At 69.4% G+C, this 25,878-nt stretch carries 26 protein-coding genes; 5 read left to right on the forward strand and 21 right to left on the reverse strand.

Annotated elements, in window-relative coordinates; genetic code table 11:
• Nucleotides 1-286 precede the first annotated feature (286 nt).
• From ACFVXC_RS24350 to ACFVXC_RS24390, 9 genes are all read right to left on the reverse strand, one after another.
• Nucleotides 287-1,909: a beta-N-acetylhexosaminidase gene (locus ACFVXC_RS24350; RefSeq protein WP_389908443.1), complete on the reverse strand. Its 1,623-nt coding sequence runs from the start codon at nucleotides 1,907-1,909 to the stop codon at nucleotides 287-289.
• A 119-nt stretch (nucleotides 1,910-2,028) separates the two neighbouring features.
• The gene (locus tag ACFVXC_RS24355; RefSeq protein WP_383275550.1) at nucleotides 2,029-2,337 is read right to left on the reverse strand and encodes a DUF3039 domain-containing protein; all 309 of its coding nucleotides are present in this window, start codon (nucleotides 2,335-2,337) and stop codon (nucleotides 2,029-2,031) included.
• A gap of 150 nt (nucleotides 2,338-2,487) precedes the next feature.
• Nucleotides 2,488-2,649, reverse strand: coding sequence for a hypothetical protein (locus tag ACFVXC_RS24360; RefSeq protein ID WP_389908446.1), 162 nt, complete (start codon nucleotides 2,647-2,649; stop codon nucleotides 2,488-2,490).
• A gap of 3 nt (nucleotides 2,650-2,652) precedes the next feature.
• Nucleotides 2,653-3,201, reverse strand: a complete 549-nt coding sequence (locus ACFVXC_RS24365) for a hypothetical protein (protein WP_389908448.1) — start codon at nucleotides 3,199-3,201, stop codon at nucleotides 2,653-2,655.
• Entirely contained in the window at nucleotides 3,198-3,914 is a 717-nt protein-coding gene (locus tag ACFVXC_RS24370) for a hypothetical protein (RefSeq protein ID WP_389908450.1), read from the reverse strand. The genes ACFVXC_RS24365 and ACFVXC_RS24370 overlap by 4 nt, the downstream gene beginning before the upstream one ends.
• Nucleotides 3,911-4,492, reverse strand: coding sequence for a hypothetical protein (locus ACFVXC_RS24375; protein WP_389908452.1), 582 nt, complete (start codon nucleotides 4,490-4,492; stop codon nucleotides 3,911-3,913). Before ACFVXC_RS24375 ends, ACFVXC_RS24370 begins: the two co-directional genes overlap by 4 nt.
• A 12-nt stretch (nucleotides 4,493-4,504) precedes the next feature.
• Nucleotides 4,505-5,818, reverse strand: a complete 1,314-nt coding sequence (locus ACFVXC_RS24380; protein WP_389908455.1) for a putative T7SS-secreted protein — start codon at nucleotides 5,816-5,818, stop codon at nucleotides 4,505-4,507.
• Nucleotides 5,815-6,129 carry a hypothetical protein gene (locus ACFVXC_RS24385; RefSeq protein WP_389908457.1) on the reverse strand — a complete coding sequence of 105 codons (315 nt, stop codon included), beginning with the start codon at nucleotides 6,127-6,129 and terminating at the stop codon, nucleotides 5,815-5,817. Before ACFVXC_RS24385 ends, ACFVXC_RS24380 begins: the two co-directional genes overlap by 4 nt.
• A 167-nt stretch (nucleotides 6,130-6,296) precedes the next feature.
• The gene (locus tag ACFVXC_RS24390) at nucleotides 6,297-6,905 is read right to left on the reverse strand and encodes a YqgE/AlgH family protein (protein WP_389908460.1); all 609 of its coding nucleotides are present in this window, start codon (nucleotides 6,903-6,905) and stop codon (nucleotides 6,297-6,299) included.
• A 245-nt stretch (nucleotides 6,906-7,150) separates the two neighbouring features.
• Between ACFVXC_RS24390 and murA the strand changes: the two genes are divergently transcribed.
• Nucleotides 7,151-8,494: a UDP-N-acetylglucosamine 1-carboxyvinyltransferase gene (gene murA / locus ACFVXC_RS24395; protein WP_389908462.1), complete on the forward strand. Its 1,344-nt coding sequence runs from the start codon at nucleotides 7,151-7,153 to the stop codon at nucleotides 8,492-8,494.
• Nucleotides 8,495-8,563: 69 nt separating this feature from the next.
• Here the strand turns inward: murA and ACFVXC_RS24400 are convergent, their stop codons facing one another.
• From ACFVXC_RS24400 to ACFVXC_RS24425, 6 genes are all read right to left on the reverse strand, one after another.
• Nucleotides 8,564-8,845, reverse strand: coding sequence for an HU family DNA-binding protein (locus ACFVXC_RS24400; protein WP_016645140.1), 282 nt, complete (start codon nucleotides 8,843-8,845; stop codon nucleotides 8,564-8,566).
• 297 nt (nucleotides 8,846-9,142) lie between these two features.
• Nucleotides 9,143-10,576, reverse strand: a complete 1,434-nt coding sequence (locus ACFVXC_RS24405; protein ID WP_389908465.1) for an NAD-dependent malic enzyme — start codon at nucleotides 10,574-10,576, stop codon at nucleotides 9,143-9,145.
• A gap of 360 nt (nucleotides 10,577-10,936) precedes the next feature.
• Complete coding sequence (locus tag ACFVXC_RS24410; protein WP_389908468.1) at nucleotides 10,937-13,303, reverse strand: HelD family protein; 2,367 nt, start codon at nucleotides 13,301-13,303, stop codon at nucleotides 10,937-10,939.
• A gap of 82 nt (nucleotides 13,304-13,385) precedes the next feature.
• Nucleotides 13,386-14,186 carry a zf-HC2 domain-containing protein gene (locus ACFVXC_RS24415; protein WP_389908471.1) on the reverse strand — a complete coding sequence of 267 codons (801 nt, stop codon included), beginning with the start codon at nucleotides 14,184-14,186 and terminating at the stop codon, nucleotides 13,386-13,388.
• Nucleotides 14,183-14,767 carry a sigma-70 family RNA polymerase sigma factor gene (locus tag ACFVXC_RS24420; RefSeq protein WP_190080178.1) on the reverse strand — a complete coding sequence of 195 codons (585 nt, stop codon included), beginning with the start codon at nucleotides 14,765-14,767 and terminating at the stop codon, nucleotides 14,183-14,185. The genes ACFVXC_RS24415 and ACFVXC_RS24420 overlap by 4 nt, the downstream gene beginning before the upstream one ends.
• Before the next feature lie 278 nt (nucleotides 14,768-15,045).
• Complete coding sequence (locus tag ACFVXC_RS24425; protein WP_389908474.1) at nucleotides 15,046-15,633, reverse strand: CGNR zinc finger domain-containing protein; 588 nt, start codon at nucleotides 15,631-15,633, stop codon at nucleotides 15,046-15,048.
• A 166-nt stretch (nucleotides 15,634-15,799) separates the two neighbouring features.
• Between ACFVXC_RS24425 and ACFVXC_RS24430 the strand changes: the two genes are divergently transcribed.
• On the forward strand, nucleotides 15,800-16,486 hold the full coding sequence (locus tag ACFVXC_RS24430; RefSeq protein ID WP_389908477.1) for a DUF1772 domain-containing protein: 687 nt from the start codon (nucleotides 15,800-15,802) through the stop codon (nucleotides 16,484-16,486).
• On the opposite strand, the gene ACFVXC_RS24435 is transcribed toward ACFVXC_RS24430, so the two are convergent.
• The 3 genes from ACFVXC_RS24435 to ACFVXC_RS24445 all read right to left on the reverse strand — a co-directional run bounded on the left by ACFVXC_RS24435 (nucleotide 16,438) and on the right by ACFVXC_RS24445 (nucleotide 20,351).
• Nucleotides 16,438-17,673 (reverse strand): uroporphyrinogen-III synthase, encoded by a 1,236-nt coding sequence (locus tag ACFVXC_RS24435; RefSeq protein WP_389908479.1) that lies wholly within the window; start codon nucleotides 17,671-17,673, stop codon nucleotides 16,438-16,440. The genes ACFVXC_RS24430 and ACFVXC_RS24435 overlap by 49 nt on opposite strands.
• A 131-nt stretch (nucleotides 17,674-17,804) precedes the next feature.
• Nucleotides 17,805-19,202 carry a nitrate/nitrite transporter gene (locus ACFVXC_RS24440; protein WP_389908483.1) on the reverse strand — a complete coding sequence of 466 codons (1,398 nt, stop codon included), beginning with the start codon at nucleotides 19,200-19,202 and terminating at the stop codon, nucleotides 17,805-17,807.
• Between the two features lie 225 nt (nucleotides 19,203-19,427).
• Nucleotides 19,428-20,351: a hypothetical protein gene (locus ACFVXC_RS24445; RefSeq protein WP_389908486.1), complete on the reverse strand. Its 924-nt coding sequence runs from the start codon at nucleotides 20,349-20,351 to the stop codon at nucleotides 19,428-19,430.
• A gap of 284 nt (nucleotides 20,352-20,635) precedes the next feature.
• Here ACFVXC_RS24445 and ACFVXC_RS24450 point away from each other — a divergent pair, with 284 nt between their 5' ends.
• Nucleotides 20,636-21,166: a MarR family winged helix-turn-helix transcriptional regulator gene (locus ACFVXC_RS24450; RefSeq protein ID WP_389908488.1), complete on the forward strand. Its 531-nt coding sequence runs from the start codon at nucleotides 20,636-20,638 to the stop codon at nucleotides 21,164-21,166.
• A 145-nt stretch (nucleotides 21,167-21,311) separates the two neighbouring features.
• Here the strand turns inward: ACFVXC_RS24450 and ACFVXC_RS24455 are convergent, their stop codons facing one another.
• The 3 genes from ACFVXC_RS24455 to ACFVXC_RS24465 form a co-directional block, all read right to left on the reverse strand.
• The gene (locus ACFVXC_RS24455; protein WP_389908491.1) at nucleotides 21,312-22,340 is read right to left on the reverse strand and encodes a hypothetical protein; all 1,029 of its coding nucleotides are present in this window, start codon (nucleotides 22,338-22,340) and stop codon (nucleotides 21,312-21,314) included.
• Nucleotides 22,337-23,002, reverse strand: coding sequence for a hypothetical protein (locus tag ACFVXC_RS24460; protein WP_389908493.1), 666 nt, complete (start codon nucleotides 23,000-23,002; stop codon nucleotides 22,337-22,339). The genes ACFVXC_RS24455 and ACFVXC_RS24460 overlap by 4 nt, the downstream gene beginning before the upstream one ends.
• Nucleotides 23,003-23,274: 272 nt before the next feature.
• A complete protein-coding gene (locus ACFVXC_RS24465; protein ID WP_389908496.1) occupies nucleotides 23,275-23,817 on the reverse strand; it encodes a MarR family winged helix-turn-helix transcriptional regulator in 543 nt (180 codons plus the stop codon).
• 162 nt (nucleotides 23,818-23,979) lie between these two features.
• Between ACFVXC_RS24465 and ACFVXC_RS24470 the strand changes: the two genes are divergently transcribed.
• Both ACFVXC_RS24470 and ACFVXC_RS24475 read left to right on the forward strand, forming a co-directional pair.
• Nucleotides 23,980-25,041 (forward strand): EamA family transporter, encoded by a 1,062-nt coding sequence (locus ACFVXC_RS24470; protein ID WP_389908499.1) that lies wholly within the window; start codon nucleotides 23,980-23,982, stop codon nucleotides 25,039-25,041.
• 162 nt (nucleotides 25,042-25,203) lie between these two features.
• Nucleotides 25,204-25,866: a hypothetical protein gene (locus ACFVXC_RS24475; RefSeq protein WP_389908502.1), complete on the forward strand. Its 663-nt coding sequence runs from the start codon at nucleotides 25,204-25,206 to the stop codon at nucleotides 25,864-25,866.
• The last annotated feature ends 12 nt before the right edge of the window (nucleotides 25,867-25,878 follow it).

Consider the following 25,878-nt stretch of genomic DNA (forward strand, 5'->3'; position numbering starts at 1 on the left):
CCTTCCCGATGTCCGGCGGCTTTCCCGCCGTTCCCACCGTTACGCCTGTTCCGCCGTACGGTACGTGTTCACAGCCCGGACGTGGCAACTCTGGCACATCTTCCCCGGCCCCCGGCGCGGGGGTCCGCTAGGAGTCATTCGTCCGCAGACCAGGAGGTTGTGCCGATTTCACACGCCCTCGCCGGTCGGCGGGAATTGCCACTCTTCGGTGATCCTTGTACGGCTTTCGTCCGGCTGCCCACGCTCCCAGCGCGGGCAGCCCGACACACCGGCTACGAGTTCCTCCTCACACGTTCGGGGGCGTCCCGTCGATCGGGCGTCCGAGCACACCCGGGCGCTGCTGCCACGGCAACGGGCCGCCCGGCGGGCGGTAGTCGACGCCGAGTGCGTCAAGTCGCGCGTAGTGCGGGACCATTCGCCGCTCGAAGTCCGCGAAGTCGCGCTCGGCGGATGTCGGCAGGTCGCTCCAGGCGACCTCGGCGAAGGCGGCGAGACGCGGGAACACCTGGTAGTCCACGCGTGCGTGGTACTCCATCACCTCGGTCCAGACGTTGGCCTGGGTGCCGAGCACGTGCCGGGCCTCTTCGGCGGTGAGCTGCGGCGGCAGCGGCTCGAAGCGGTAGACGTCCTCCAGGGTGCGGACGAAGCCGATGGGCGCGGGCTCGTCGGGGCCGCCGTCCTGCCGGTGGTCGAGGTACACCTGCTGCTCGGGGCACATGACGACGTCGTGCCCGGCCTTGGCCGCCGCGATGCCGCCCCCGTACCCGCGCCAGGAGGAGACGGTGGCGCCGTCCGCGAGGCCGCCTTCGAGGATTTCGTCCCAGCCGATGAGACGGCGCCCGCGCGCGGTCAGCCAGGTGTCGAAGTGCCGGATGAACCAGCTCTGCAGCCCGTCCTCGTCAGCGACCCCCAGCTCCTTGATGCGGGCCTGCGCGGTCGGCGAGGCCTTCCACTGGTCCTTGGGACACTCGTCTCCCCCGACATGGATGAAGGTGGAGGGGAAGAGTTCGAGCAGTTCCTCGAACACCCCCTCGTAGAAGCGGAGGGTGTTCTCGGTCGGGGCGAGAACGTTGGGGGTGACGCCCCAGGTGTCCCAGACGCCGAGTGACGCGGTGTCGACGACGTCGGTGTTGCCGAGCTCCGGGTAGGCGGCGATGGCGGCCTGCGAGTGCCCGGGAATGTCGATCTCGGGTACGACGGCGATGTGCCGCTCATGGGCGTACGCGACGATCTCGCGGATGTCGTCCTGCGTGTAGTAGCCGCCGTGCGGGGTGTCGTTCCACAACTCCGATGCGCGGTGCCCCCACTTCGAGCGCGGCCGCCACGACGCGACCTCCGTCAGCTTCGGGTGGCGCTTGATCTCGACGCGCCAGCCCTGGTCGTCGGAGAGGTGGAAGTGGAAGACGTTCAGCTTGTGGGCGGCGAGCAGGTCCAGATAGCGCAGGACGCCGTCCTTGGGCATGAAGTGCCTGGCCACGTCGAGCATCATGCCGCGCCACCGGAAGCGGGGGCTGTCCTCGATGAGGCACCCGGGGACGGTGTGCGGAACCCCGGCCCGCAGGGGGGCGCGACGGAAGGCGTCCGCCCCGATGAGCTGACGCAGGGTCTGCGCACCCCAGAAGACGCCGGGGGCCGCACCGCCGACGATCTCGATGCCGCCGGCCCCCACGGTGAGCCGGTACGCCTCGGGCGCGAGGGAGCCGTCGATCTCCAGCGAGACGCCACCGCCCTCACCCGGCGCCAGGGGCAGGCCGAGCGCGGCGCCGAGGGTGGAGCGCAGCCAGCGCTCGGTGGACTCGGTGCCGGGTGCCGCGCGGAGCACGGTGGAGGGGTCGAGGAGAAAGCCTTCGGTGTGCGGTCCTTCGGCGTGCGAGGGCGCCGGGATCAGTTCCTCAAAGGTCAAGGTCATGGGGCGAGGCTGCCATGCCGTTGCACATCGCAAAAGGGGCGTTGCGGTACACGCAACGCCCCGTCGCGAGGAGGGTCGTGGACCGGCGGGAAGGCGCCGGGCCGGGAAACTCCGGGAGGCTACTTCTTGCCGCCGCCCTTGCCGTCGTTACCGCCCTTGTCCTTGTCGCCACCGGCGCTCATGGACTCGTAGATCTCCTTGCACATGGGACAGACGGGGTACTTCTTCGGGTCACGACCCGGCACCCACACCTTGCCGCAGAGCGCGACGACGGGCGTACCGTCGAGCGCGCTCGCCATGATCTTGTCCTTCTGGACATAGTGCGCGAAGCGCTCGTGGTCGCCGTCACCGCTCGACACCTGCGGCGTCGGCTCAACGAGGGTCCCCGTACCTGCCCCGCGCTCGGGCTCGGGCTCAAGAGTGCTCATGGCATCCAAGGGTACCTACGCCGACCGCGTCCGGGCATCGCCCGGACGTGCGGGCGACGGAACTCTCACGCGGCCCGCCGCACCGGCCTGCGTCCCCTGGCCGAGCGATATCTCCTCGACGCGGGCGAAAACCATCTGGAACCCCGGACATCAGCCGACGAACTTGTACACCAGCGCGCCGAGGAAGACGAGGATCGCGGCCCCTTCCAGCCAGTCGGTGAAGGCGAATCCCTCACGCGTCGCCTCGTCGTTGCCCTTGCCCTCTTCCTTGCGCTCTTCCTTGCGCTCTTCCTTGCGCTCTTCCTCAGCCATGCCTCACACCCATCTCAACGAGTACGCGATCGCGTCGCACAGGTCACCCATGGGACCTTCCGTGCCGCTCAACGGCAAGGAGAACGCGAGGATCAAATAGCCCACGCCGCCGGGCATCCGCACATGGAAGTCCAGCGTCGCGTCCGTGACGGCGCGGACCGTGTCCCCCGCCGGGAGTTCGATGGTCGTGATCTGCGACCCCGATCCCCTGCGCCGGGTCAGCGTGCCCGCCAGGTCGGCGGCGTCCGGCGCGAGCCCGGGAGGTGTGGGCAGCAGAGAGACCAACAGCGAGGCGGGGTAGGCCGAGTCCTGGGGCGACTCGGTCTTGAGGAAGAACTCCAGGGCGCCCTGCGCGACCCCGGCCTCGGCGGTGTTGCGCAGGGTTGTCCAGATGCCGCGCCGGGTCTCGGCGGAGGCACCGCTGTCCGCCGCTTCACGGTCGACGAACGTCTTCAGCTGACCGCGCCACCGCTCCTGGGTCAGGTCGACGCGGAACCAGTCGCGGGGTACGAGTATCCGGTAGTCCTCCGGCGGCGCCACGGTCTCACTCACGCGTCCGCGTCCCGGTCCGGGATGATCAGCGGCTCGCCGTCCGCCTCGAACAGGCGGATGCTGCTCACGATGTTCCCGAACATCGTCGCGAACGGGTCCCATCCCGCCGGTGTCGGCGTGCTCATCTCCATCACCAGCGTGGTGTCGTTCGGCAACGGGACATAGACACGGATGAATGACGTCGGGAGGGTGAGGCCCTGCGGGTCCTCCGTCAGCTCGCCGGTCACCTTGTCATCGCGCGTGCCGACGCACGACACCGCGGGCCCGCACGGAAGCTGGATCTCGGTGACCTCACCCGCGTCCTCCCGGCGCAGACTGGATGCGATCGCCGCGATCGGGTCCCGGTCGTCGCCTTCCGGGCTGTCGGTCAGCGCGGCGTAAACGGTGGCGCTGCACGGGGCCTCGCCGACCGCGCTCACGCAGAGGCCGGCATATTCGGCACCGGATGCCAGCAGGTCGTCCATACCGAGCGCGACGACGACCGCGAGTTTGAGCCAGTCCTCGACCTCGGCACCGGGCAGCGCCTTCTGCGCGAGCTCCTCGAGCAGCCGGACCGCCTCGTCCTCGTCCTCCGTGTGGAGGGGGATGTCGTGGAAGATCTCCGGCATCACCCAGCGGACGTGGATGTCGTCGGCTTGGAAGCCTTGGGCATCAGGTGACACGGCCTGGGTCGGAATGAATTCCAGTCGGGACGGCACGGTGGGGGCGGTCACTTGGGTCCATCGCCTTCCAGAAGGGGCGGAACAGGGCTCTCGGGTGCGTCGGGGAAGAACTTCCGGGATGTGGCGTACATGCCGTAGTACGGGTACATGCTCGGGATGTCGGCGCCGCCTCGGCGGGCGATGACGACGATCTTGCGATAGAGACGGGCTCGGCAGCGCATATTGCGCAGCGTCGGACTCACGACGTCTGGGCGGCGCAGGCGGTAGGCCGCCACGATCGAGGCGAGGACGATCAGCGCGTCGATGCAGATGAAAGCGATCTGGAACGGCCTGGGCTTCTGCGACGCGACAAGATCCCAGAACGGCCAAGCACCGAACCCGAATACGAAGATCGGGAGAGCGAGGAGGCACCCGAGGGCGCTGCCCTTCTCCGCGTCCTGACGTCGCTGGAACAGCAGCCAATGCACAGCTCTGTCATCGAGGAAATCGAAGCGCACCGCCCGCCCGTACTGCTCGGCCGCCTCTCTTGCCGCAGGAACTGCGGCGATGACGGACGAGGGGACCATGTCATGGGCGGTCCCGGTGTCGTCGACAAACTTCCCGTATTCCAGAGCATGGTAGTCACTCATTACACGGTCTCCTTAGCCCGCGGGCGCCAGCGCGCCATGGAACGGCGCGGATGTCGGACTCGGGCTCGGGCTTGGCCTCGGCGAGGGCGACGGTGTGCTGGGCTCCGACGGCGAGTTCGGGGTCGGTTTCGGATGTGCGCCAGGTCCGTGATCCGGGGTGAGGGGCTTGGGCTCGCCACCGCCGTCGGGCTGGATCCGCGCCAACTTGAGGATTGAGTGCACCCCCAGGTTCGTCAGGGCGGCGCCCTTGATGAATCGCGTTACGTTTTCCGGATTCCAGCCCCCAGCGGGGATCTTAGACGCGAGGGCGCTTCCGCCGGGGATCTTCGAACCCCACTTCCCCAGCAGCTTGGACGCAAGGCCGGCTCCCTGGTTGATGCGCTTCACGGCGAAGCCGTTGGTGAACATGCCCCATGCACCCTTCCCCGCGGTGGCAAGCCGTGCGCCCTTGGCCGCCGCGGTGACCCCCTTCAACGCGCCGAGGCCCGGAATGACCCCCAGCACATCGATAGTGATCTTCATCGCGTCGAACTTTCCACCCCTGGCAAAGACGTCGTACAGCCGACCTGCCAGAGCCGTGGCGCTGAGCGAGGATGCCAGTACCACCAAGAACGCAGCGGCGAAGGGGCCCGTAAGGACGACCGCAGCGACCAACGCCACCACCGCCAGAACCGTCGCCGCAGCCGTGAACCAGTCCGCGTGATCCGCGATCCAGTTCATGAACCCACCGGGATCCCGGACGCCGTCATGGTGGATGACGTTCTTGATCTTCTTGGCCGCCGCGCTCGCGGCGTCGTCACGGATCTCCACCGCGTTCATGATCTTCTGCCGGTGCTGGGCCATCACCGTGGCGGCGTCGTCCCGCTTCTTCTGCTGCTTCGTGCGGTCGACACTGTCTTCCCGCGACGAGGGCACCGTCCCCTTGGTCTTCTCCAGCTCCTTCATGGCGGACTTCTGCTCCGTCTCCGCCGTACGGAACTCCTCAAGCGCCTTGTCCGCCATGCGCTGCGCGCGGTGCAGCTCGCTGGCGTACTCCTTCGACTCGCCCTCCCCGACCTTCGTGCCCAGGGCGATGGAAGCCTCGTCATAGCGGTCGTACGCCTTCTTCAGGCGCCCCGCCGTGTCGCCCGCGACCTCGTGGAAGGCGCGCCCGGCGTCACTGTCCCAACTCTCGACCGACGCAAGGGCCTTGATGTTCCGCGCCTGCTTGTCGATCTCCTCGGCCATTCCGCGCAGCTTCTTGCCCAGGCGTGCGACCTCGTACGGGTCGCCGGGTACGGGATCGGAGTCGTAGAGAGGAGTCCAGTCACTCGGCCGCCCGCTCACTTCTTTCCCTTCTTGTCACTCTTCTTGGCGTCCCGGAGCGCGTCGGCGAGCTCGTGGTCGATGTCCTCGTACGCCTTGGCCGCATCTGCCGTGATCTTGGCGAGGTTCTCGATGTCCTTGTTCAGCTTCTTGCGCGTCTTCTTCCAGGTGCTGGAGAAGTCGTCGAAGATGTCGCGCAGCTTGTCGCTGCCCAAGTCCTTCTCGTAGCCGTCGGAGGGGTCGCCGTTCTCCTTGAACTCACGGTGGATGCGGTAGAGCGACTCCGAGCATTCCTTGATGAGGTCGAGGTCGTATCTGGTTCTGTCCGACACGGAATCAGACCCCCCACGCGTGCGAACCCGCCGCGAAGGCAGGCAGCTTGGGCGGATTCTGGCGCTTCACGGTCAACCCCCGTATGCAGAACGACAAGTACGCGTCAGAACGCTATCCGCGTGACTCGTGGTTCCGCCACCGAGAGCCGTTCTGAGGCGCTGACCTGTCAGTTAAGCGATGGATCATCCGGATACGTCGCCACCATCGCCAACTCGCTGCGCTGCCGGCGAAGGACCGCGCGCCACAGTCGCTCGGGGTCCGGCGACGAGACGTCACCGGGCTCGGACTCGACCACATACCAGGCGCCCTCGGTGAGCTCGTCCTCCAGCTGGCCCGGGCCCCAGCCCGCGTACCCGGCGAAGATCCGCAGCGAGCCGAGCGCGGGGGCCAGGAGTTCGGGGGGTGTGTCCAGGTCGACCAGGCCGATCGCGCCGTGCACGCGGCGCCAGCCGATCGGCTCGCCTCTGGACGGGCGTGGCCGGGGCCTGGGGGACGCGCCCTCCTCGCCGGGGATCACCGCGACGCCCAGCGCCGAGTCGAGCGAGACGGGGCCGCCCTGGAAGACGACTCCCGGCGCCACGGCCAGATCGCCCCAGCCCTCCAGGATGTCCGCGACGTCCACCGGCGTGGGCCGGTTGAGGACCACGCCGAGCGAGCCCTCCTCGTCGTGGTCGAGGAGAAGCACCACCGCGCGGTCGAAGTTCGGGTCCGTCAGGGCAGGCGTGGCCACGAGCAGCCGCCCTGTGAGCGAGGACACCTCGGTCATGAACGACATGATCCCGCATCTTTGCCCCGCGGGGGGAGGCAATGCGCGTACGGGAGTGAATGCAGCTCAGGGGCGCACTGAAGCGGCCGGAGCGCACACTTTCGGCGGTGACCCGGAGTGTCCGGTTCCGAACGTTTCGTGTTGTCGCGAACTCCTGACGTGTTCCGGACGTCCTTGGCCTTACGGAAGGGGGGTACTCGCCCATTACGCTTGCCCTTTGGTCCCCCCGTCCATCCAATCGGAACGCGAGATTCATGACCGTCACCGACGATGTACTGCTTGTCCACGGCGGAACCCCGCTGGAGGGCGAGATCCGTGTCCGCGGCGCGAAGAACCTCGTGCCCAAGGCCATGGTCGCCGCGCTGCTCGGCAGCGCTCCGAGCAGGCTGCGCAATGTCCCCGACATCCGCGACGTCCGCGTCGTACGCGGACTCCTGCAGCTGCATGGCGTCACGGTCCGCCCCGGTGAGGAGCCGGGCGAGCTGGTCATGGACCCCTCGCACGTGGAGAGCGCCAACGTCGCGGACATCGACGCACACGCGGGCTCCTCGCGGATCCCGATCCTGTTCTGCGGGCCGCTCCTGCACCGCCTCGGTCACGCCTTCATTCCCGGCCTCGGCGGCTGCGACATCGGCGGCCGGCCCATCGACTTCCACTTCGAGGTGCTCCGCCAGTTCGGCGCCACCATCGAGAAGCGTGAGGGCGGCCAGTACCTGGAGGCCCCGCAGCGGCTCCGCGGCACGAAGATCCAGCTGCCGTACCCGTCCGTCGGCGCCACCGAGCAGGTGCTGCTCACGGCCGTGCTCGCCGAGGGCGTCACCGAGCTCTCCAACGCCGCCGTCGAACCCGAGATCGAAGACCTCATCTGCGTTCTGCAGAAAATGGGCGCGATCATCGCGATGGACACCGACAGGACCATAAGGGTCACCGGTGTCGACAGCCTGGGCGGCTACAACCACCACGCCCTCTCGGACCGCCTGGAGGCCGCCTCCTGGGCTTCCGCGGCCCTGGCGACCGAAGGCAACGTCTACGTCCGCGGCGCCCAGCAGCGCTCGATGATGACGTTTTTGAACACCTACCGGAAGGTGGGCGGTGCCTTCGAGATCGACGACGAGGGCATCCGCTTCTGGCACCCGGGCGGCTCGCTCAACGCGATCGCCCTGGAGACGGACGTACACCCCGGCTTCCAGACGGACTGGCAGCAGCCCCTGGTCGTGGCCCTGACGCAGGCCGCGGGCCTCTCCATCGTCCACGAGACGGTCTACGAGTCCCGTCTCGGCTTCACCTCCGCGCTCAACCAGATGGGCGCACACATCCAGCTCTACCGGGAGTGCCTGGGCGGCTCCGACTGCCGCTTCGGCCAGCGCAACTTCCTCCACTCGGCGGTCGTCAGCGGCCCCACGAAGCTCCAGGGCGCCGATCTGGTCATTCCCGACCTGCGCGGCGGCTTCTCGTATCTGATCGCGGCCCTGGCGGCGCAGGGCACGTCCCGTGTCCACGGCATCGACCTGATCAACCGCGGCTACGAGAACTTCATGGACAAGCTCGTGGAGCTCGGCGCGAAGGTGGAGCTGCCGGGCCGGGCGACGCTCGCCTGACGGCTCCTCACGCACGCAGAAGGGGCGGCCACCCAACCGGGTGGCCGCCCCTTCAATTGCTGCCTGAGGCTACTTGCCCTTGGCGGCTTCCTTGAGCTTGGAGCCCGCCGAAACCTTGACGCTGTAGCCGGCCGGGATGTTGATCGGCTCGCCGGTCTGCGGGTTCCGGGCGGTGCGAGCGGCACGGTGGGTGCGCTCGAAGGTCAGGAAGCCGGGGATGGTGACCTTCTCGTCGCCCTTGGCAACGATCTCGCCGACGGTCTCGGCGAACGCGGCCAGCACGGCGTCGGCGTCCTTGCGGGTCACCTCGGCACGGTCGGCCAGCGCGGCCACCAGCTCACTGCGGTTCATGTTTGTACTCCCGTGTTCTTCTTGCCGTTGAGGCGTGCCACGCGGCGGAGCCGCATGATGGGCACAGCGAAGCCGATGCTGCCAGGGTCCTCGGTCAGGCCCCGGACCCGGGTCCGTGTTCCGGACCCTCGCGCCCAGAAAGGCATCCTGCCCCCACCTGCGGCGGGAAAGCCAATCCGGCGCCCTTGGGGGGTCACACGAACAGCTTCACCGCCCCCTGGAAGGTGGCAGTCGGGGGCGCGCTTCCACGCCACCCTAGAGGGCCTTTGCGGGCCCCGGGTTCCGCGACGCGCCGTACTACTGGCCCGTGGCACCTGTCACAGTCACCCCGGCGGCCTTCGCCGCGCTGCGCACCGCATCGGCTACGGCGCCCGCGACCTTGTCGTTGAAGACGCTGGGGATGATGTAGTTCGGGTTGAGCTCGTCCTCGGCGACGACGTCCGCGAGGGCGCCCGCCGCCGCCAGCATCATCTCCGTGTTGACCGTGCGCGACTGGGCGTCGAGCAGGCCGCGGAAGACGCCGGGGAAGACCAGGACGTTGTTGATCTGGTTCGGGAAGTCCGAACGGCCGGTGGCCACGACTGCCGCCGTCTGGCGGGCGATCGCGGGGTCGACCTCGGGGTCCGGGTTCGCGAGCGCGAACACGATGGCGCCGTCGGCCATGGCCGCGACGTCGTCCCCGCCCAGGACGTTCGGAGCCGACACGCCGATGAAGACGTCGGCTCCGACGACCGCTTCCTTGAGGGTGCCGCGGGCGCCCTCGGGGTTGGTGTTGTCGGCGATCCAGCGCAGCGGCGAGTCCGGCGCGGCGTCCACGAGGTCCTCGCGGTCCGCGTGCACGACGCCGTGGATGTCGGCCACGACGGCGTGCTTGACGCCCGCCGCGATGAGCAGCTTGAGGATGGCCGTACCGGCGGCGCCGGCACCGGACATGACGACGCGTACGTCGCCGACGCCCTTGCCCACCACGCGAAGTGCGTTGGTCAGGGCGGCGAGCACGACGATCGCCGTGCCGTGCTGGTCGTCGTGGAAGACGGGGATGTCCAGGGCCTCGCGCAGGCGGGCCTCGATCTCGAAGCAGCGCGGCGCCGAGATGTCCTCGAGGTTGATGCCCGCGAAGCCGGGGGCGATCGCCTTCACGATCTCGACGATCGCGTCCGTGTCCTGGGTGTCCAGGCAGAGCGGCCACGCGTCGATGCCGGCGAAGCGCTTGAAGAGGGCCGCCTTGCCCTCCATGACCGGCAGCGCGGCCTTCGGGCCGATGTTGCCGAGCCCGAGAACGGCCGAACCGTCCGTTACGACCGCAACGGAGTTTCGCTTGATCGTGAGGCGGCGTGCGTCCTCGGGGTTCTCGGCGATCGCCATGCACACGCGGGCCACGCCCGGGGTGTAGATCATGGAGAGGTCGTCACGGTTGCGGATGGGGTGCTTGGACGCCATCTCGATCTTGCCGCCGAGGTGCATCAGGAACGTACGGTCGGAGACCTTGCCGACGGTGACGCCCTCGATGGTGCGCAGCTGGGCGACGATCTCGTCGCCGTGCGTCGTGGAGGTCGCCGCGATCGTGACGTCGATCCGGAGTGCCTCATGACCGGAAGCCGTGACGTCGAGGCCGGTCACCGAGCCTCCGTGGGACTCGACGGCCGTGGTGATCTGGGAGACCGCGGTGCCGCTCGCGGGCACCTCCAACCGGACCGTGTTCGAGTAGGAGACGCTGGGCGCCGTTGCCATGGCCGACTTCCTCTGCTTTCACCGTGTTGCTCTTGCCGTCCGATCGTCGCACCTACCACTGAGTACGTGGTAGCCGCCTCGGATTGCGAACTTTTCGTTCACCAGCTTTTCGGAAACTAGTTTCCACCATACGAGAAGTTGCGCGCGGTCGGTAGGGGGATCGGCAGGAGAAACGGAAAGAGGCCCTCGTCACGTCGTGACGAGGGCCTCTCCCTACGCTAATGACACCGACCCGCCATGCTCGCCTCGCGGCAAGTGGTCGCTCGAAGCGACGAAGGTTGGGCCCGGGGGCTTGGATCGGGCCGGTGCCACATCAACGGTAACAAACGATCCCCGCAAGGCAATTCCCGTACCGCAAAGTCATTCGCGGAGCAGGTCCGGCACCCCGTCCGCGTCCGGCTCGTCGCGCTCCCCGGAGAGGACCGTCAGCTGCTGAGTGGCCCTGGTCAGGGCCACGTAGAGGACGCGCAGGCCGGCCGGGGACTCGTCCGCGATCTCCGCCGGAGAGACGACGACCGTGGCGTCGTACTCCAGTCCCTTGGCCTCCAGGCTGCCCAGCGCCACCACCCGGCCGCCGAGCCCGGCGAGCCAGCGGGCCGCCTGCTCACGGCGGTTCATCGCCACGACGACACCGACCGTGCCGTCCACCTGTTCGAGCAGCCGCGCCGCCTCGTCGCGGACCGACGCGCCGAGGTCCTTGTCGCGTACGACGGCGAAACGGGGCTTCACCCCGGTGGACCGAACGGCTGACGGCGACTCGGCGCCCGGCATCGCGAGCGCGAGCACCTTGGCGGCCAGATCCGCGATCTCGGCGGGGTTGCGGTAGTTGACGGTGAGGGTGAAGCGGCGGCGCGGGCGGCTGCCCAGGGCCTCGTCACGGGCCGCGGCTGCCTCGTCCGGGTCGGACCAGGACGACTGGGCGGGGTCGCCGACGATCGTCCACGTGGCGTGCCGCCCTCTGCGGCCGACCATGCGCCACTGCATGGGCGTCAGGTCCTGGGCCTCGTCGACGATGACGTGGGCGTACTCGGTGCGCTCCGCCGCGAGCCGCTCGGCGCGCTCGCGCTGGGACTCCTCGCGCTGCGGCATCAGTTCGTCGAGCCCGGTGAGCAGGTCGAGGGGGTCGAGATCCTTCTTCTTACGGGGCCTGGGCGGCGTACCGAGGATCGAATGGAGCTCGTCGACGAGCGCCACGTCGTGCACGGACAGGGCGTCGCGCTTGAGGGAGCGTGCGACCTTGCGGACCTCGCCCGGGTTCAGGACGCGCCGCGACCAGCGGCCAAGACGCCGCTCGTCGCCCATCGCGGACAGGACGGCGCGCGGGGTGAGTTCGGGCCACCAGGCGTCGAGGAAGCGGATGAAGTCGTCCTCGGACGTGATGTCCTCGTCGAAGGAGGAGCGCAGCTCGGCGGCCAGCTCCGGGTCGCTGTGCCGGCCCGCGGAGCCGGACTGCGACCACAGGGCGTCGAGCAGGAGCTTGCGGGCGCGCGGGCGCAGCAGGTTGACGGGCGCCGTGCCGCTGAGCGCGTTGCGGCGGATGCGGCCCAGGGCGTCGGCCTCCAGCTCCAGACGGCGGCCGAAGGCGACCACACGCAGGCGCGTGGGGGTCTCAAGGGGGGTCTGGGGGCTCTCGTCGTCGTCATCGTCGCCGAACTCCCCGAAGGAGAGCTGGCCGCTCTGCGAGGCCGTCTTCGCGGCGGCACCCACGCCACTCTCCAGAGCACCCCGCGCGGCCTTCCGCAGCACGTGCAGCATCCGGTACGAGCCCTTGACGCGGGCCACCGCGGGCGAGTCGTAGACCGTGGCCTCCACCGTGCCCGTCGCGTCGTCGGCCAGCGCGCCGACCGCGCGGATCGCGACCTGCCCCTCCTCGCCGAGCGAGGGCAGCACGCCCTCCGTGTAGGCCACGAGGAGCGGGGTCGGGGAGACGATCAGGATGCCGCCCGCGTACCGGCGGCGGTCCTGGTAGAGGAGGTAGGCCGCGCGGTGCAGGGCCACGGCGGTCTTGCCGGTGCCCGGGCCGCCCTCGACGTACGTCACCGAGGCGGCGGCGGCACGGATCACCATGTCCTGCTCGGCCTGGATCGACGCCACGATGTCCCGCATCGTGTGACTGCGGGCCTGGCCGAGCGCCGCCATCAGGGCGCCGTCGCCGATGACGGGCAGCGTCCCGCCGTTCAGGGTGGCCGTCAGCTCGGGGCGCATCAGGTCGTCCTCGACGCCGAGGACCTTGCGGCCCTTGGAGCGGATGACCCGGCGGCGTACGACACGGCCGGGATCGACCGGCGTCGAGCGGTAGAAGGGCGCCGCGGCCGGGGCCCGCCAGTCGATGACGAGCGGGGAGTAGTCCGCATCCAGGACGCCGATGCGCCCGATGTGCAGGGTCTCGGCGATCTCGGCGGTGTTGTTCTCGCTCACCGCGTCCTCGGCGGGCTCGACCGACGTGTACGCGCCGTCCGGGCCCTTCTTGCCGTCCTTGCCAAGGAGCAGGTCGATCCGCCCGAAGAGGAAGTCCTCGAACTCGCTGTTGAGGCGGTTGAGATGCACCCCCGCGCGGAACACCTGGGCGTCCCGCTCGGCGAGCGCGCCCGGCGTGCCGACCTGGGAACGCTTGGCCGCGTCGGTCATGAGGAACTCGGCCTCGTGGATCTTCTCCTCGAGACGCCGGTAGACCTGGTCGAGATGTTCTTGTTCGACGCTGATCTCACGGTCGCGTACGTCGGCCACCGAGGCCCCTTTCCGGACGTGCAGCTGCTCTATTGAGCAGCCGTCTACCGTACGCGAAAGGGGGCCCCTATGTGCACTTCTCCTACGCGTCCACCTCCACCAGGCGATCACCGTCGAAGGTGGTCACCTCGAAGTGGTCGATCTCGTTGCGGTCCATGGCGGCGCCCCCGTGGACGTACAGGGGACCGCGCGACCACTTGTTCGGGCTGTCCTTGATGCCGTAACCCCACCTCGGGACGGACCAGGTGGTCACCGTCTCCTTCTCGCCGTCCTTGCCGACCGCGATCAGGGAGCACTTGAGCGGGCCCTTCACGTTCTTCAGCTCCAGGACCGCGTGCGTGCCCCAGGGCTTCTCCTCCGTGCCGACCGTGGCACTGACCTTGGTCTTCGGGTCCGTGGCCTTGATCTTGTCGGTCATGTGGTTGAAGAAGGCGTCCTCGGCGGGGCTCGTGGGGTGCGGCTCTCCCGCCACGTCGTGCGAACCGCCGTCGTCGCTCACCGCGAGGACCGTGAGCGGCCCGCCGATGATCAGCGCGGCGGCGGCGGCCACCAGATACATGCCGCGCCTGCGCTTCTGGGCGCGCTTCACGGAGACCTCGTCCACGAGCCGGTCCGCGAGGTGCGGGCTCGGCCTCGCGGCGAGCTGTTCACCGATCGCCGGTGCGCCCCGCGCCCCCGGGAAGTCGGCGAGCGCGGCCAGCATCGGCTCCATGCCGGAGAACTCCTCCAGCTGGTGCGCGCAAGTGGCGCAGCCCGCCAGATGCGCTTCGAAGGCCGTCGCCTCCGCGTCGTCCAGGATGCCGAGGGCGTAGGCGCCGACGGTCTCGTGCACGTCGCCCGCCCCCGCATGGCCCCGCGCGTCATGTCCGTAGGACTCGTTCATGCCGTCACCCCCCGCTCCTCGAGCGCCAGCTTCATCGAGCGAAGCGCGTAGAAGACCCGCGAACGCACCGTCCCACTGGGTATACCCAGCGTCTCGGCCGCCTCATTGACCGTACGCCCTTTGAAGTAGGTCTCGACAAGTACCTCCCGGTGTGCGGGAGTCAGGTCCTCAAGTGCGTCCGAGAGAGTCATCAGCCACAGCGCCTTATCGATCTCGTCCTCCGCGGGGATGACCTCCAGCGGCGACGGGTCGACCTCCTGCGGCCGGGCCTGCCGACTGCGGTGGCCGTCGATGACGATGCGCCGGGCGACCGTCACCAGCCAGGGGCGTACCGAACCGGTCGCACGATTGAGCTGACCGGCGTTCTTCCAGGCACGGATGAGCGTTTCCTGTACGACATCTTCGGCGCGCTGCCGGTCCCCCGCCACCAGGCGGAGCACATAGGCCAGAAGTGGACCCGCGTGCTCGCGGTACAGGGCACGCATCAACTCCTCGTCGGGTCCGTTGCGTCGGGGAACCAGGCGATGTCGGTGCGGGCGTTCCTGCGGGCGCTCATCGGCCACGGCGGAATCCTTGCGCACGTCTGCCTCCGGTGTCCGCTCTTCGCCGGGCTTCGCCCTGTCGGCTTTTCACCCTGGACTTACGTAGGCGGCAGGGGTTGCGTTCAACGGAGATCACACGAGTTTCCGGCGGCGTACGGCTGAGTGTGTGTCAGGCCCGCGCGGGCGCCGCCCTTCAGGCCCGCCCGCGCGGGCGGCACGTTTCAGGTCCGGGCGGGCGGCACGTTTCAGGTCCGGGCGAGCGCCACACTTCAGGCCCGCGCGAGCGCCACGCTTCAGGCCCAGGCGGGATCCACGCTTCAGGCCCGTGCGAGCGCCGCCCGGCGCCGGTGTCTGGCCACCCTCTCCCGGTTGCCGCACACCTCGCTGGAGCACCAGCGGCGGCGGCGCCCGCGTGACGTATCGAGGTACACGATGGGGCAGTTGTCGCCCTCGCACTGGCGCAGCAGGGCGCGCGCCGCGGGGTCGGTGAGCAGGTCGACGGCGTCACGGGCAACGGCGGCGAGCAGGGCGGCGCAGCCGGGGTCGCCGTCCAGGGCGCGGACCAGGCTGCCGTCGGGGCGCCGGACGGCGCGCGGGGCGGGCGGCGCGGCGGCGGCGAGGGCGTTGACACCGGCCAACGCGGCTTCCTCGTAACGCCCTTCGATTTCGGCGAGCATCAACTGCCCGATGTATCCCCGCAGTTCGCGGAAGGCGACAAGCCACACCGGGCCCGCACCCGGCACGGCCGTGCGATCCGGGATGAGCCCGGCGCCCGCGAGCCAGGCGAGCAGCCGGTCCACGGAGTCGAGCCGTTCCACGGGATGGTTCGTCGCCACGAGGTCCAGACAACTCCGCCCGGAGTCGAATCGCATCTCGTACGTGGCCGGGTCCATGCCCAGTGCCATGCGCCTGTCACCGCCTTGTGGGGTTACCGGTGAGTGCTCCCCCTACAGTGCCTCGCCTTGGGCGGGCGCGGAACCCCTGCCACCGCGCCCGGGGCGAGACGCCCGCTTATGGGGGTGCGCGGCACGGCCATGGTCCGGGGCGCGCGAGGCCGGTTGACTCTGCCCCATGACAGACAAACGCGTGGCGAACATCCGGGGACGGGAGCGGGGACGGGGACGGGGGCAGGAGCGGGGACGGGAGCGGGGGCAGGAGCGGGGACGGGAGCGGGGGCAGGAGCGGGGGCGGGCGCGTGGGCAGGGTGCCGCCGGGGTCGTGCTGGGGGCGGCGACCGTCGCGACGGGCCTGATCTCCGGGGCCTTCTACATCTTCGCCTGCGCCATCATGCCCGCCCTCGCGCGAAGCGGTGACCGCGTCTACATCGAGGTCATGCGGAACATCAACGACGTGATCCAGAACCCGGCCTTCTTCGCGAGTTTCCTCGGCTCGCTGGTCCTTCCCGCCCTCTGCGCCTGGCAGTTGCGCGGAACGCCTCCGGCCCGGTGGGTCATCGCGGCACTCGTCGTCTACGCCGTGGCCTTCGCCCTGACATCGGGCGTGAACGTGCCGCTGAACAACGACCTCGCCGACGCGGGCGACCCGGCGAGGATCGCCGATCCGGCCGCCGTGCGCGAGAGGTTCGAGGACACATGGGTGGCCTGGAACCTCGTACGGGCCGTGCTCTGCACCCTCGCGTTCGCGCTGCTCGCACGGGCGTTGGTCCTGCTGGGGCGGGTGCGGGGACGGGGCCGGGGCAGCGGGGCGCGTCAGTCCGCGTACTTGGACCCGGCGACCGGATCGAGCGCGAGCCGGTAACCGCGCTTGACCACCGTCTGGACGAGCTTCGGCGCGCCGAGTGCCGTACGCAGCCGGGCCATCGCGGTCTCCACGGCGTGCTCGTCGCTCCCCGCGCCCGGCAGCGCGCGAAGGAGTTCGGCGCGGGAGACCACCCACCCCGGTCGCCGCGCGAGCGCCCGAAGGAGCGACATGCCCGCGGGCGGAACGGGCCGCAGCTCGTCGTCGACCAGGACGGCGTGCCCGCGGATCTCGACGCGGCGCCCCGCGACGGGCAACGTACGGGCGCGGGCGGGCAGTTCCTTGCACAGGGTCTGGACGAGGGGGCCGAGCCGGAAGCGTTCGGGCTGCACCGTGTCGACGCCGCGTGCCTGGAGCGGCAGCGCGGTGACCGGGCCGACGCAGGCGCAGAGCACGTCGTGCTGGAGGGCGGCGAAGAGCTCGGTGGACATGCCACGGTCCTCGGCGCGGGCCAGGAAGGACGCGGCGGCGGGCGCGCTGGTGAAACTCAGCGCGTCGACGGCGCGCGCGACGGTGGCGTCGAGGAGCCGGTCGACGGGGGCGAGGTCCTCGGGCGGCATCCACCGGTAGACGGGCACGCCGACGACCTCCGCTCCCCCGGCACGCAGCGACTCGACGAAGCCGGGCAGCGGTTCGCCGTGCAGCTGGAGCGCGATGCGCCGCCCCTCGACGCCCTCCTCAAGCAGCCGGTCGAGCACCTCCGCCATGGACTCGGACGAGGGAGACCACTGCTCCGTGAGCCCGGCGGCACGGATGGCGCCCTTGACCTTGGGCCCGCGGGCGAGCAGCTCGGAGCCCTTCAGACACTGCAGAAGCGCTTCGCCGAAGCCCCACCCGTCGGCGGCCTCGACCCACCCCCGGAACCCGATCGCGGTGGTGGCGATCACCACGTCGGGCGCGTGGTCGATCAGCTTCTTGGTCGAGGAGAGGAGTTCGCTGTCGTCGGCGAGCGGGACGATGCGCAGTGCGGGCGCGTGCAGGACGGTGGCGCCCCGCCGCTGGAGCAGCGTGCCGAGCTCTTCGGCGCGCCGGGCGGCGGTGACGCCGACGGTGAACCCGGCGAGGGGCCCGTTGTCCCGTCCGTCGCGTCCGTCGCGTCCATCGCGTCCATCGCGTCCATCGCGTCCGTCGCGTCCGTCGCGTCCATCGGGACCGTTCTGGTGACCGTTCTGAGGGGTCGCGTGCATGGCAGCTGCTCTCGTCCCGCTAGTACCGCGTGGTGGGTGGCCCGGGGTTGAACGAGCCTGCCAACAGCCCGTGACAACCCCGGATCATCACGATGTCGTACGTGTTACACCAGGCTACGACCGCCCCCGCCTCACACTCGCGCGTACCTGAGCTGGGGCTCTGCGTCGGCCTCGGTGTCCGTGTCCGTGTCCGCGTCCGCCTCCGTGTCCGATGCCCGCCCGGAGTCCGCGGCGGCCGTCGGGCGGCGAAGGTATACGGCCCAGGTGAGGCAGAAGCAGGCGGCGTAGAAGACGAGGAAGGCGACGAAAGCGCCGGTGCCGGACCCCACGGTCTGGAAGGACTGCCGGAAGGCGAGATTGATGCCGAGCCCGCCGAGCGCCCCGACGGCGCCGATGAGCCCCATGGAGGCCCCGGAGAGCCGCCGCCCGTAAGCAGCGGCGGCTTCACCGTGGAGCCCCTTCTGCAGGGCCTTGGCGTGGAAGATGCCGGGGATCATCTTGTACGTCGACCCGTTGCCGAGGCCCGTGAGCACGAAGAGCACGACGAAGGCGGCGACGAAGAGGGCGAGCGACTCCCGCATGGAGGCGATGACGACGACGGCGGTGGCCGCGCCCATCCCGACGAAGTTCCACAGCGTGATGCGGGCCCCACCGAACCGGTCGGCGAGCCGCCCGCCCACGGGCCGGATCAGCGAGCCGAGCAGCGGCCCGATGAAGGTGACGGCGGCGGCCTGCAACGGCGTACGCCCGAACTGGGTCTGCAGGACGAGCCCGAAGGCGAAGCTGTACCCGATGAATGACCCGAAGGTCCCGACGTAAAGGAAGGCCATGATCCAGGTATGGGCGTCCCGGACGGCCCCCTTGGCCGCGCCGGTGTCGTTCTTCACGGTGGCGAGGTTGTCCATGAAGAGGGCGGCGCAGACGGCGGAGACGAGGATGCAGGGGATGTAGATCCCGAGAAGAACACGGGGTCCGCCACCGGCCCCGATGACCGCGAGCCCGGCGAGCTGCACGACGGGCACGCCGATGTTGCCGCCCCCCGCGTTGAGCCCGAGCGCCCATCCCTTCTTCTTCAAGGGGAAGAAGGAATTGATATTGGTCATGCTGGAGGCGAAGTTGCCGCCGCCGACGCCGGTGAGCAGAGCACACACCATGAAGGTGGTGTACGAGGTGCCCGGCTCCATGACGACGAAGGCCGCGACGGTCGGTACGAGGAGCGCGCCGGCCGCGATGACCGTCCAGTTGCGCCCGCCGAAGCGGGCGACGGCGAAGGTGTAGGGGACGCGGGCGATGGCGCCGACCAGGGTGGCCATGGACACCAGGAAGAACTTTCCGGCGGGGTCGATCCCGTACTCGGGCCCCATGAAGAGCACCATCACGGACCACAGGGTCCAGATGGAGAACCCGATGTGCTCCGAGAGGATCGAGAACACCAGATTCCGCCGGGCGACGCGCTCTCCGCCCTCCTCCTTCCAGAAGCTCTCGTCCTCCGGGTCCCACCGCTGGATCCACATGCCAGACCTCCGCATCTCCACAGCCGACGGCTGATGGCCCGAAGGTAGGGAGGGCGGGTTTCAGTCCTGTGGCACGCGGTGACCGGCGGGGAACTTCGCTCTCACCTGGGGGCGGGGCTGGCGGTGAGGGGCTCTCGCCCGGGGGTGGGGCGGGCGGTGAGCGGCTCTCGCTCGGGGGCGGGCGTGCAGGTCAGCCGGCTGACGGCAGACGGTAGACGGCAGACGGTAGACGGCAGACGGTCATCCCGCACCCACCCACGGGAGTACTTCGCTGCCGCCACCCTTGTCCCACTTCAGGGTCACTTCGTCATTGGCCTGGGTGAGGTCGGCCGAGATGTACTTCTTGTCGTCGCCGGTGCCGCACTTGAGGGCGATACGGAACCCGTCGCCGCCCTGCTCCTGCCCGAGCCCCATGCAGAGGCCGTCACCACCGGCGTCGATGTACGACACCGAGTGCTTGCCCTTGCCCTGCCCCGAGGTGAGCTTGTCGCCGATGGTGAGGGTCTTGGCGTCGGCGTTCTGCCACTGGCCTTGGTAGCCGGTGTCACCGGCGGGCCTGGTGTCGCCGGTCGGCTCGTCGAGGGGGTCCTCGGTGGTGGGGTCTTCGGAGGGCGGCTCTTCCGAGGCGGTGTCGGAGGCGGAGGCAGAGGCAGAGGGACTGGCCGAGGCACTCTTGTCGGCCTTGGGCTTCTGGTCGTCGTCGCTGTCGCCCCCGCGGGTGGCGAGGAAGATCCCGCCGCCGACGAGGGCGGCGACCACGACGACGGAGCCGACGATGAGGCCGAGCTTCTTCTTGGCGGGGGCGCCTGGACCGCCGGGCGGAGGGGGTGGCGGGTAGCCGGCGTATTGAGGGTCGGGCTGCCCGAAGGGTTGCTGGGGTTGCTGACCGTAGGGGCCGGGCTGGCCATAGGGCTGCTGCCCGTACGGACCCGGCTGAGGCTGACCGTACGGCGGCTGACCGTACGGCGGCTGCTGCGGGGGCGGCGACCCTGCGTACGGGTTCTGCCCGTCGGGCTGCTGAGGCTGGGGCGGCGGGCCGCCGTAAGGACCGGCGGGCGGTCCCGGCACGGGCGGCTGAGGCTCCTGCGGGGGACCGAATCCGCCCTGCGGCGGCGGGTCCTGCGGCGGCGGGTCCTGCGGCGGCGGGCCGGGAGGCTGGGTCATGTGGTTCGGATCCCCTCGCTGTCCGACTGACTCCTCGCAGAGCCCGGCGAAGACCCCCTGCCCCCGCCCACCCCAACATCCACTAAGCGGCACCGGAGGCACAACCCCCGTCTTCCCTCACCTCGAACCACAGCAACTTCCCCCCGGTACCGAGGAGCTGGACCCCGAGCGGCCACCCGCCCCACGCGTCCGCGCACTCCCGTACGAGAAAGGGCCCACGCCCGCTGTCGGACTCCGTCGGCACGGGCGGCGCGCCGAACGGGCCGGGCGGATAGCGTCGGATCATGAAACCGCCGACAGATACTGCCACCGACCAGGCCCCGGCCGATCCTGCCGCAACCGACGACATGCTGGCCACCCAGCCCGTCGGGTACTGGAGCGGCCTCGCCCATGAGGTCGTCACCCGGCATCTGCGTGATGCCATGGCCAGGACCGACGTCACACAGCCGCAGTACTGGGTGTTGAACCGTGTGAACGGCGGGCCCCTGGCGCCGAGCCGCGAGGAGATAGTCATCCAGCTGACGCCCCTCGCGGACGGGCCACATGAGATTGGGCGCGTCGTCGATCAGCTGATCCACCGTGGCTGGCTGCGAAGCGACGCCGAGCACCGTCTGCACCTCACCGATGCCGGGGAGGCCGCCAGGGTGCGGCTGCGCGAGCTGGTGACCGAACTGCGCGCCGTGGTCCACGAAGGCATCAGCGACGAGGAGTACGTAGCCGCACTCACGGTCCTGCGCAGGATGGTGGCCAACGTCGAGGACGCCGGAGCCTCCTCCTCGGCCGACGGCAGAAAAGTCCCAATGACACGCCGCTGAATGCCGCACTCACCGGGACTTTCCTGCAACCGCCCACACGGTCACCCCCGTCGGCAACAACAACTTGCCCTTGGGTGCCGCCCCCGGAGCAGGCGGGGCCGCACACGGCGTTCTGCTCGACCGCGCGGTAGCGCCCCGCGTGCATTCAGCGGTTGATGGACTGGATCTCCTCCACCGCGACTTGCTGATCCCCGCCGAACTCGCCGTCAGGTAGATCGCCGCCCTCGCCGGTCGTGCTCGTCCAGCTGATCTTCCAGGTGAGGGTGGCCTGGAGGTCGTACGTGTCGTCGCCGGAGGACCGCAGGTACTGCACGCCGCACGGCGGCAACGTGTCGGCGGGGGTGCCCTTGGCCCGGGGCTTGCCGATCTTGCCGTCCACGATGGGGCACTGTCCCGAAGCGGGGTAGGTCTCGGCGTCCTTGGTCCCTGGGGCGATCGAGAGGGACACGGGTTCAGCGGTCGTCGTCGCGGAGAGCCCCGAACCCGGGATGCTCGCGGTGACGGAGACCTTCTTGAACTTGGCCTTGTCCAGCCAGACCCAGGTGGGGAGATTGACCTTGGTCGTACCCTCGGGTGCCATCGCGATCTCGGTGCTGGGTACGGGCAGTTCGTCGTAGGCGTACTCGGCGAGGATCTTGGGCGAGACTGCGAGCGGTTCCTTGGGAGTGTCACCCGTGGGCACCCAGAAAGGCATCCTCTTGCAGGAGTTGGCCTCCGGGTCATCCTTGCGCTTTTCGTTGATGGCCGCCGCCCAGAACTGCCCGTCGCCCTGCTTGTCGAGGTTGTAGTTCTTGTAGGGGTTGCCTTCCTTGAAGTACGAGTCGAATGCACCGCCCACGAAGTCGCCGAGCCCAAACACCTTCACCTGCCGGAACGCCTTGACCGTGGCCTGGATCTGCTTCGGCGAGTACGCGGGCTCGTACCAGCAGGCCGGTGGATCCCAGTTGCTGTTGGCGGGTGTGAGCGAGCCCGTCTTGGCGGTCTCCTGAGCACCGTTGACCGTCGTCTGAATCTTCGTCTCGACGCTTAGGTTCTGGTCCTGGCGTCCGCCCTTGGCCTGCGGAGCAGCTGCTTCTCCCTGGTTACCACCACCGGCATAGGCGACGCTCGGCGCCATGGCGACGGCCAACGCGAGAAGAGGTACGTACCGACGGCTCAGCCTGCGCTGGTTCACGGCATGCAACGCTTCGCCGCCGCCGTGGTCAACACGGTTGCCGTCTGCCAGACACCATCCTCGTTCTTCTCCAGGCGGGTGTTGTAGAAGGAGTAATCCTGGTCGGACGCCGGGATCGACCTGTCGACCTTGCCGGTCTTGCGATCCTTGGGGTACGTCTTGGTGCCGTCCATGCAGTACGTCACCGCGGCAGCGCCACCCTTGAGGAACGTGACCTCGCGGTCGTAGTACCGGGTGGTCCCGACGAAGCTCTTGCCCTTCTTGTAGTAATCCTGGGCATAGTTGGCTGCCGACAGCAGCGCATCACCGGACGAATAGAACTTCAGCGCCGGGTGCTCCTTCGCGTCGACGGTGACCGCCTCAGTCAAAGAACTGATCCGCCGCGCATTGTCCGCGAGGATCGCGTCCTTCTTCGCGTCGCCGGTCTTACTGCCCTCAAAGACGTCCTTCACGTCCTTAGGCAGCTTGATCTCCGGACGCTCGATCCCGTCGTCGGACGCTGTCGGAGAGGGCGACTCTCTCTTCTCGTCCCCGGACCCCGCACCCGCGATCTTGTCGCTGTCCTTGGAGCCACCTTCATCGCTCCCTCCGCAGGCGGAGAGCGAAAGGACCGCGGCAACAGTCAGGACGGCCGTTGCGAGCAGGGTGGGTCGGCGGTTCACAGTCAGCTCCTGGTGGGGCGAGGGTTCTCTGGAGTGAACCAAGCTATCCATGAGCCGAAGGCGATGCCACGTGGACGTTCGTCACTGGTGAGACATACGCGGGCATAGCGACCGCGTGCCGCCCCCTGTGCCGCAAATCGATCGCAATGCGCAGCGAATTGATCACTTGCGGCAGTCCACGGCACCCAGGCCGCAGTCTTCACGTCCGCGAAACCCCGCTGCGCGCAACGCGCAACGCGCAACGCGCAACGCTCAGCGCTCAGCCCGCACCGCTACCCCAGATGCGTATCCCCCAGCGACACCAGCAACCTCCGCAACGCCCCATCCAGCGCCCGTCGGTCATCAGCCGACAGGGACTCCAGCATCCGCTCCTCGTTCGCCACGTGGTCGACCACCACGCGGTCGACCAGTTCGAGGCCCGCCCGCGTCAGACGTACCCGGATCGCCCGGCGGTCGGACGGGTCGGGGTGGCGTTCGATGAAGCCCTTGCGTTCCAGCTTGTCGAGGCGGTTGGTGATCGCGCCTGATGTGACCATCGCGGTCTTGATGAGGCCGCCCGCCGTCAGTTCGTGCGGGGCGCCCACCCGGCGCAGTGTGGCGAGCACGTCGAACTCCGGGAACTCCAGGCCGTGTTCGGCGAAGATCGGCTTCATTCCTTTGCTCAGCAGGTGGTTCGCCCGCGTGATGCGGCCCACCAGGGCCATCGCGTCGAGGCTCGCCGCCGCCATGTCCGGGCGTTCCCGGTGCCACTGAGCGCGCAGCTCGTCGATGGCGTCGGCCTCCGCACCGGCCTCCGCGTCAGTCTTCACGGTCACCGTCGACGCCTCAGGTTCAGCCACTGTCGTGCCCCTCTCTCAGCAGGCCGGAACCAGACAGGTCTCTCAATGTTGAGATACTTGACGTTCGCGGATCCCGGGTTCATATTTATCTCAACGTTGAGAATAACAGCGTTGAACGGAATCCGAGGGGGAGCAACCATGTCCGTCCGTGGACAGCGATCACAGCAGGCAGGCACCCAGGGCCGGCCCGCTCCAGCACCGAGGGCACACGCCCTCGCCACCGCAGGCCTCGCCACCGCAGGCCTCGCCCCCGCAGGCCTCGCCGCCATCGGTCCCGCCACCTGGGGCACCACCTACGTCACCACCACCGAACTCCTGCCCCCGGACCGACCCCTGCTCGCCGCGGCCCTGCGCGCGCTGCCCGCCGGGCTCATCCTGCTCGCCCTCACCCGGCGGCTGCCCAGCGGTGACTGGTGGTGGAAGGCCGCCGTCCTTGGGCTGCTCAACTTCGGGGCCTTCTTCCCTCTCCTGTTCTTCGGCGCGTACCACCTTCCCGGCGGCGTCGCCTCGACCATCAGCGCCGTCATGCCGCTGCTCGTCGCCGGCTTCGGAGTCGGTGTTCTGAAGGTGCGGCCCACCCGTCGTACGTTGGCCGCCGGGCTCGTCGGTCTCGTCGGCGTCGCGCTGCTCGTCCTGCGCGGCAGCGCCTCCTTCGACCTCGCGGGGATCGTGGCCATGCTGGCCGCCACCACGCTGATGGCCCTCGCCGTAGTACTGAGCAAGCGCTGGGGACGACCCGAGGGCGTCTCGCTGCTCGCCCTCACCGGGTGGCAACTCACCGTGGGTGGCGTGGTGTTGGCTCCCATCGCCCTCGGTTTCGAAGGGCTTCCCGGCCACTTCACCGGGGCCAACCTCGCCGGATACGCCTATCTCGGCATCATCGGCACCGCCGTCGCGTACGCCCTCTGGTTCCGCGGCATCGAGCGGCTCCCCGCCTCTTCCGTCTCGTTCCTGGGGCTGACCAATCCCGTCGTCGCCACCCTCGCCGGGCTGCTCCTCCTGGGGCAGACCCTCACTCTCTGGCAGGTCGGCGGTCTTGTGCTCGTGGTGGCGAGTGTCCTGGTCGGGCAGGGCCGTGGTCGTGGTCGTGCCCGCCGGACGATTCCGACGACCACGGCTACGACCACGGCTACGGCTACGGACGCGCACACGGGCGTGGCCGCGGCCCCGGCCACGCCCTCGGCCCCGCGGCGCCCGTGATCTTCCCTTCCCGGGTCCACGGCTAGTCCGGAGTCCCTGTTACCAGGTGCGGATCTCTTGTTACCGAGTGCGGACGGAACCCGGTGAACGAGGCCGGCATGGGGCTCATCTGAGGGGGTGTAGCCAACAGGCAGTTCAGATATCCCCTGGGAGAACCTAGTGATGACCACCCGCCGTGCTCGCCGTACCGCCCGTTCCGCCGCCCTGGCGGTCGTTGCCGCCGCTGCCGCGTTCTCGCTGACCGCCTGCGGCGGGAGCGGGGACGGCGCCGCGGGAACGGCGAAGAAGGACTCCGCGGCCTCGTACTCCACCGGCAACGGCGGTGTGGTCACGGTCAACGGATCCAAGACCGGCGCAGGCACGTACCAGGCCGACGACGTCGTGTCCGTGTCCGACTCCTCCAAGGCGGCCTCGACGTACCGCACCCAGAAGTTGGTGGACGGCAGCACGGCCAAGATCTACAAGCTCGGCGGCCAGCACTACCGCGCCGACATAGTCAGTGACGGTCAGGTCGTCGGCGGCCTGGAGGCGAACGGGGAAGACACCGGGGTCGACGCCAACGGCATGTTCGTGGTGCTCACACTGGACGGCAAGGTCCACTCCTGGATGGGCGGCGAACATCAGGGGCCGGGCACGTTCAAGGTCGCGGGCGGTTGGACGGTCAAGGTGACGAAGGTCGGCGAGCTCCACTACCGCGCCGAGATCCTCGGCAACGAGGGAGCGGTGGAAGGCACGCTGGAGGCGGACCAGCAGGATGACGGGGCCGTCGCCAACGGCGTGTACATCGTGCTCAGCGCCGGTGGCGAGATCAGCGCCCACGAGTAGACGCCTGTCCGG

Origin of the sequence: Streptomyces sp. NPDC058257 (assembly GCF_042881845.1) — a bacterium.
Taxonomy (GTDB): Bacteria; Actinomycetota; Actinomycetes; order Streptomycetales; family Streptomycetaceae; genus Streptomyces.

Bases quoted from the DNA above. Each gene is read 5' to 3' on its own strand.
- ACFVXC_RS24350 (WP_389908443.1), bottom strand. From the start codon at position 1,909: ATGACCTTGACCTTTGAGGAACTGATCCCGGCGCCCTCGCACGCCGAA.
- ACFVXC_RS24355 (WP_383275550.1), bottom strand. From the start codon at position 2,337: ATGAGCACTCTTGAGCCCGAGCCCGAGCGCGGGGCAGGTACGGGGACC.
- ACFVXC_RS24360 (WP_389908446.1), bottom strand. From the start codon at position 2,649: ATGGCTGAGGAAGAGCGCAAGGAAGAGCGCAAGGAAGAGCGCAAGGAA.
- ACFVXC_RS24375 (WP_389908452.1), bottom strand. From the start codon at position 4,492: ATGAGTGACTACCATGCTCTGGAATACGGGAAGTTTGTCGACGACACC.
- ACFVXC_RS24390 (WP_389908460.1), bottom strand. From the start codon at position 6,905: ATGTCGTTCATGACCGAGGTGTCCTCGCTCACAGGGCGGCTGCTCGTG.
- murA (WP_389908462.1), top strand. From the start codon at position 7,151: ATGACCGTCACCGACGATGTACTGCTTGTCCACGGCGGAACCCCGCTG.
- ACFVXC_RS24400 (WP_016645140.1), bottom strand. From the start codon at position 8,845: ATGAACCGCAGTGAGCTGGTGGCCGCGCTGGCCGACCGTGCCGAGGTG.
- ACFVXC_RS24405 (WP_389908465.1), bottom strand. From the start codon at position 10,576: ATGGCAACGGCGCCCAGCGTCTCCTACTCGAACACGGTCCGGTTGGAG.
- ACFVXC_RS24415 (WP_389908471.1), bottom strand. From the start codon at position 14,186: ATGAACGAGTCCTACGGACATGACGCGCGGGGCCATGCGGGGGCGGGC.
- ACFVXC_RS24425 (WP_389908474.1), bottom strand. From the start codon at position 15,633: ATGGCACTGGGCATGGACCCGGCCACGTACGAGATGCGATTCGACTCC.
- ACFVXC_RS24430 (WP_389908477.1), top strand. From the start codon at position 15,800: ATGACAGACAAACGCGTGGCGAACATCCGGGGACGGGAGCGGGGACGG.
- ACFVXC_RS24435 (WP_389908479.1), bottom strand. From the start codon at position 17,673: ATGCACGCGACCCCTCAGAACGGTCACCAGAACGGTCCCGATGGACGC.
- ACFVXC_RS24440 (WP_389908483.1), bottom strand. From the start codon at position 19,202: ATGCGGAGGTCTGGCATGTGGATCCAGCGGTGGGACCCGGAGGACGAG.
- ACFVXC_RS24445 (WP_389908486.1), bottom strand. From the start codon at position 20,351: ATGACCCAGCCTCCCGGCCCGCCGCCGCAGGACCCGCCGCCGCAGGAC.
- ACFVXC_RS24450 (WP_389908488.1), top strand. From the start codon at position 20,636: ATGAAACCGCCGACAGATACTGCCACCGACCAGGCCCCGGCCGATCCT.
- ACFVXC_RS24470 (WP_389908499.1), top strand. From the start codon at position 23,980: ATGTCCGTCCGTGGACAGCGATCACAGCAGGCAGGCACCCAGGGCCGG.
- ACFVXC_RS24475 (WP_389908502.1), top strand. From the start codon at position 25,204: ATGACCACCCGCCGTGCTCGCCGTACCGCCCGTTCCGCCGCCCTGGCG.